The organism is Synechococcus sp. H70.1 (assembly GCF_047502705.1).
Taxonomy (GTDB): domain Bacteria; phylum Cyanobacteriota; class Cyanobacteriia; order Thermostichales; family Thermostichaceae; genus Thermostichus.
On record NZ_JANSIV010000005.1, the window covers coordinates 1 to 5726 of the forward strand.

Sequence of the window (5726 nt, forward strand, 5' to 3'; positions counted from 1 at the left end):
TTAAGTTTGGCCCTTTACCCCCCTTCTGCTGTTGCTGGCGACTCTGTTTCGGCTTCTGGATGGAAGTAGCGGTAAATCTGGCGGGCCAGCTTGGGGCCAATACCTGGCACCTGGGCCAACTGCTCTTCTGTGGCCATTTGAATGCGGGCAAGGGAGCGAAACGCCTCCATTAGCAGCTTTTGGCGCTGCTTGCCCAGGCCAGGGATCTCCTCCAGCACAGAAGCCTGTTGGCGTAGCTGCCGCTGCTGGCGATGGTAGGCCAGGGCAAAGCGGTGGGCCTCATCGCGGAGGCGCTGCAACAGCAGGCGGGCCGGATCCTGGGGCGGCAGCCGCAGCGGCAGGGGATCCCCGGGCCGAAAGATCTCTTCCTCCCGCTTGGCCAGGGCAATCACCGGCAGGTGATCCAGGCCCAGCTCTGCCAAGACCGCCATGACTGCCGCCAATTGCCCCTTGCCGCCATCAATGAGCACCAAGTCCGGCTGATCCTCAGGGGTCATTTTGCTGAAGCGACGCCGCGCCACTTCGGCATGGCTGGCAAAATCGTCGGAGTGGCCGGGCCGCACCTCGGGGTTGCGGATCCGGTAGCGGCGGTAGTGCTGCTTGGCTGGCAAGCCATCAATAAACACCACCTGGCTGCCCACCGCATCGGATCCCTGGAGGTGGGAAATGTCGTAGGCTTCCAAGCGGCGGGGGGCTGCCGGCAAATCCAAAACTTCTGCCAAGCGTTCCAGCGCTTCTGCCTCCCGGCTTGCTAAGCGCTGGCTGCGGGCTAGCTCCAGCCGGGCGTTTCGCTCCACCAGTTCAATTAGCTCCGCTTTGCTCTGCCGCTGGGGGGCAAGGAGGCTGACCTTGCGCCCCTTTTTTTGGCTTAGCCAAGACTCAAGAAAATCGCGATCCGGCAGCTCGTACTGGGTCAAGATTTCCGAGGGAATTTCCACCGGGTCGCAGTACTGGTAATGCTCTTGCAAAACTCGCTGCAAAATCAGGGCTGGGTCGTCGCCACGGTTTTCAGCAATAAACCCCAGCCGCCCCACCAACTTGCCCGCCCGCACCTGAAACAACTGGATGCAAGCTCGCAAGTCATCCATAGCCAAGGCCAGGGCATCGCGGCTGACGGTAGAGTTGGGCAAAGACACCTTCTGGGATTCGCCCAGTTGTTCTAGGCCGCGAATTTGATCCCGGTACCGCGCTGCCGCCTCGTAATTTTCTTGCTCGGCTGCCTGGGCCATTTTCTCCTTCAACTCCCGGATGAGCTCGTCTGTCTGCCCCTGGAAGATCATCGCCACTTGAGCAACGGTCTTGCGATACTCCTCCGGGCTGATCAAGCCCTGGCAGACACCAGGGCAACGCCCGATGTCATAGTTCAAACAGGGGCGATCTTTGTAAAGGGGCTTGGGGCGCTGGCGCAAGGGAAAAATGCGCTTCACCAGGCCGAGGGTGTAACGCAGCAGACCCACATCGGTATAGGGCCCGTAGTACTTATCTTGATTTTGGTTGAGACGGCGGTGGCGGGTAATGTAAATCTGAGGGTAAGGCTCTGACCAGGTGATGCACAAGTAGGGGTATTTTTTGTCTTCTTTGAGGAGAACATTGTAGGGCGGCTGATAGGTTTTAATGAGATTGTCTTCCAGGGCTAGGGCTTCGCTTTCGTTATCGGTTACGATAAACTCGATCTCACATACCTGGACCACCATACGCTGAATGCGAGGGGAGAGATCCTCGAGGCAGCGAAAATAGGATCGCACCCTGGAACGTAGCTTCTTAGATTTGCCTACATAGAGGATTTGATCCCTGGCATCCCGCATTAGGTAGACACCAGGCTCAGCAGGGATCTCCTTGAGTCGACTCTCCAGCAGCTCTGGGTTTTGAATGAGAGGGACAGTCATAGGGCTATAGCTAGCGTCAGGGATCCTGGTTCCTAACATCGCCCTCCTCCCAACCCTTCTTCCTACAGGGGGAGGGGAGTCAGGGTTCGTCACTGTAATCTCAATCTAGCAATGATCCCGCACCAGAGAGAACAACAAAGCTGCCTAGGAAGGAAGCAGGTGTTGGGTGCTGTTCTTGAAACATGAGGCAGGGAAACAGTTGCTTGGGTAAGCTCGTGAGAAGCTCGGTGATTTTCACTCTTTTTGATACCTCGCAACTGGTGGTGCAGTTAACTAGAGACCCGTCAATGGAAAATAAGAGCTCTCTGAAAGCCAATTACTAGGGTGTCGGGATTGGAAGGCGTAATGTACTTAGCTCAACGCAGCAGTTCTCCTTCATCTCCTGGTCTCAATCTATTGTCTTGATAGGGCGCTTTGGCGATAACAAAAAAACATATCCATTTATAGGGCGTGTTACTCTCGGTAACCGTTTCAAGTGATATAGACAAAGTTTTCACTCCTTGAAGAGCAAGCGGTACACACAAACATTTTGGAAAGAAAATCGCGCCACTCCCAACAAAAGGCTTGCGGTAATCAGCAGGGCAGAGCACCCCAAGCTAAAACTAACACCCCCTCTCGGCCACTCCAGCGAGGGGTGGGGAGTGGTAGCATGGCTTCCAGCGAAGTCCTTGCTAGTGAATCTGTATCGGGATCTGCTGCAGCCGCTACTGTTTTCCGGGCTAAGGGCTGACCCGGAGACGCTCAAGGTGGCCTTCCTACGTACCTTGGAGTGGCTAGACGTTACCCAGGCCACTGGGATCTTGAGTCTTTTGGAGCGCCTCTTCTGCTATCGGGATCCCCGGCTGGAGGTGCGGCTATGGGGGCTGACCTTTCCCAATCCCCTGGGTCTAGCTGCAGGTTTTGATAAGGACGGCATAGCTTTGGGGGTCTGGCCCCGCTTGGGCTTTGGCTTTGTGGAGGTGGGCACCGTCACCCCCCAGCCTCAGCCGGGCAACCCCAAGCCGCGCCTATTTCGGCTGCCCCAGGATCGGGCTGCCCTCAATTGCATGGGCTTTAATAACCAGGGGGCAGCCGCTTTGGCCGAGCGGCTCCGCCGCCTCCCCCAACGTCCCATCCCCATTGGCGTCAACCTGGGCAAAGGCAAAGCTACGCCGCTGGAAGCTGCCGCCACGGACTACCTGGCCAGCTTTCGGCTGCTGCGGGAGCTAGGGGACTATTTTGTGGTTAACGTCAGCTCCCCCAACACGCCAGGCTTGCGATCCCTGCAGGCTGCTGAGCACCTCGCACCCATCCTGGCTGCTCTGCAGGCGGAAAATCAAGGCAAGAAACCTCTTTTGGTCAAGATTGCCCCCGACCTGGACTGGCCAGAGATTGACGCCATTCTGGAGCTGGCCCAGGCCTATGGCCTGGCCGGGATCATAGCCACCAACACCACTCTGCGCCGTGACCATCTGAAAACCCGTTCCCTCCCTGGCCTAGGGCCTCTGGCTACAGCAGCCGGTGGCATCAGCGGCGCCCCGCTGCGAGAGCGCTCCACCCAGATCATCCGCTACATCCACCGGGCTACCCAGGGACAGCTGCCAATTATCGGCGTGGGGGGCATTTTTACCCTAGACGATGCCCTGGAGAAACTCGCTGCCGGCGCCAGCTTGCTCCAGGTCTATACCGGTTGGGTCTATGAAGGGCCAGGCCTAGTTCCTCGCTTACTGCGCGGCCTTGCTGCCAGCTGGCAGGGTTCCGCCCCCTCCCCGTTCCAGGAGAATACCCCCAGGGATTCCATCCAGACGTAAGATTGTTAGGGATCCTTGAGGGAGGCTGCCGGTGAGCCTGCTGCAGTGCCTTTTCAACACCTCCCATCCGGTTATTGGAGTGGTGCATCTGTTGCCGCTACCCACCTCCCCCCGTTGGGGCGGCGACTTAGAGCAGGTGATTGCCCAGGCGGAACAGGCCGCTACAGCCTTGGCTGCAGGGGGCGTCAACGGGATCCTGGTCGAGAACTTCTACGATGCCCCCTTTGCCAAGGATCAGGTGGACGCGGCGGTGGTGAGTGCCATGACGGCAGTTGTCCAGCGGATTAAGATGCTGGTCTCCCTGCCCATTGGGATCAACGTCCTGCGCAACGATGGCTATAGCGCTCTAGCCATTGCCGCCTGTGTGGGGGCGCAGTTTATTCGGGTCAATGTCCTCTGCGGAGCAATGGTAACTGATCAGGGCATCATAGAAGGGAATGCCCACCGCCTACTGCGCTACCGCCGCGAGCTAGGGGCTGAAAATATTAAAATCTTTGCCGATGTGCTGGTGAAGCATGCGCAGCCCCTTAGCCCCATTAGCCTCGAGACAGCTATCCTGGATACCCTAGAGCGAGGTCTGGCCGATGCCATCATTCTCTCTGGTGAGGCGACTGGCAAGCCGCCTCGGTTGGAGGATCTGAAGCTAGCCCGCCAAGTGGCTCCTCAGGTACCCCTTCTCATTGGCTCAGGGGCCACCGCTGAGAACATCGGCACTCTCATCCAGCACGCTGATGGAGTAATCGTAGCCAGTTCCCTAAAGCGGCCGGCTCGTGCAGGTTATGCAGAGCTCTTCCCCCTCATTGACCCGATTCGGGTGCGGGAATTTGTGGAGGCGCTGCAGCAGGGGATAGGAGGGGGTTCCGCTAGCCCTACCTACCTCGCCACTCCCACTTCTGGCTGTAGTTAGACTTGGGGGGCTCCTGATGTGGTCAGCCAGCTGCAAGAGCGGGGATCCCAATACTGGTCTAGCCGCTGAGTTCCTAGAGGAGAGGGTAGGGAGCCAAGTTGTAGATCAGGTTCCCCGGATTTGGGTCATCGATGACGATCCGACGATCCGTCTCTTCATTGGCGAGGTTCTCAAAGCCTGTAACTACCAGGTGGAAACCTGGGAAGATGGCCAGGTAGCCTGGGAGCGGCTCCAGGCGCTCGACGAGAGCCAGTGGCCGCAGGTGGTGATCTGCGATTGGGTGATGCCCAAGCTCTCGGGTCCGGAGTTCTGCTGCCGTCTCAAGGGATCTGCTGCCGGCCAGTTTGTCTACTTCATCTTTCTCACGGTCCGCTCTCAACTTGAGGATTGCATCCAGGGGTTGGAGGGGGGAGCAGATGAGTTTATCGCTAAGCCGGTGGCTCCTGAAGAGCTGCGGGCACGCGTGCGGGCAGGGCTGCGCCTCCAGCAGCTTGCCCAAGCCTTGGCTCAGGCCAACCGACAGCTGCGAGCCCGCAACGAGCTGTTGGAGTCTTTGTCCTTGACGGATCCCTTGACTGGTGCCTTGAATCGCCGCGCCCTTGACCAGGGACTGCCCCATTTGCTGCAGCAGGTGGGGCCGCGGGGGAAAGCCCGCTACCGCTACCTCTGCTTGTTAATGCTGGACGTGGATCACTTTAAGCAAATCAACGACACCTACGGCCACTTCGTGGGCGACTGCGTTCTGCAGGCCATTGTGGGACGGCTGCACAATCGCCTCCGCCCCTCCAGCCTGCTCTACCGCTACGGCGGGGAGGAATTTGTCTGCGTTACCCCTGGGCTGAGCCCCTCCCGCTGTCAACAGTATGCTGAGTCACTGCGCCAGGCTGTTGCCAGCCGTCCAGTGGAGGTTTCGCCTAAGCGCAGCCTGCCCGTAACCCTAAGCATCGGTGGGATCGTGATTAGCGAAGATTATCCCCTGGCGCCGGAGGTTGCCCTGCAACAAGCGGATAAGGCCCTCTACCAAGCCAAACAGGCAGGGCGTAACCGGGTGCAGCTTTTCTGGCCACCCCTACCCTGTACCGAAAGCGGGGGCGACTAGGCCCAGCTTCCTTAGCCAGATAGCAAAGCTGGCAGGCTCCCCGA

At 58.7% G+C, this 5726-nt stretch carries 4 protein-coding genes; 3 read left to right on the forward strand and 1 reads right to left on the reverse strand.

What is annotated here, in order from left to right; genetic code table 11:
- Positions 1 to 14: 14 nt before the first annotated feature.
- Entirely contained in the window at positions 15 to 1886 is a 1872-nt protein-coding gene (uvrC, locus tag NW827_RS00130) for an excinuclease ABC subunit UvrC (protein ID WP_414362617.1), read from the reverse strand.
- A gap of 674 nt (positions 1887 to 2560) precedes the next feature.
- Here uvrC and NW827_RS00135 point away from each other — a divergent pair.
- Genes NW827_RS00135 through NW827_RS00145 form a run of 3 tightly spaced genes read left to right on the forward strand, consistent with a single transcriptional unit; the run spans position 2561 to position 5682 of the window.
- Positions 2561 to 3676 carry a quinone-dependent dihydroorotate dehydrogenase gene (locus NW827_RS00135; RefSeq protein ID WP_414362624.1) on the forward strand — a complete coding sequence of 372 codons (1116 nt, stop codon included), beginning with the start codon at positions 2561 to 2563 and terminating at the stop codon, positions 3674 to 3676.
- Between the two features lie 31 nt (positions 3677 to 3707).
- Positions 3708 to 4583 (forward strand): photosystem I biogenesis protein BtpA, encoded by an 876-nt coding sequence (btpA, locus tag NW827_RS00140; RefSeq protein ID WP_414362616.1) that lies wholly within the window; start codon positions 3708 to 3710, stop codon positions 4581 to 4583.
- 16 nt (positions 4584 to 4599) lie between these two features.
- Complete coding sequence (locus tag NW827_RS00145) at positions 4600 to 5682, forward strand: diguanylate cyclase (protein ID WP_414503188.1); 1083 nt, start codon at positions 4600 to 4602, stop codon at positions 5680 to 5682.
- Positions 5683 to 5726: the final 44 nt, after the last annotated feature.

Bases quoted from the DNA above. Each gene is read 5' to 3' on its own strand.
- uvrC (WP_414362617.1), bottom strand. From the start codon at position 1,886: ATGACTGTCCCTCTCATTCAAAACCCAGAGCTGCTGGAGAGTCGACTC.
- NW827_RS00145 (WP_414503188.1), top strand. From the start codon at position 4,600: ATGTGGTCAGCCAGCTGCAAGAGCGGGGATCCCAATACTGGTCTAGCC.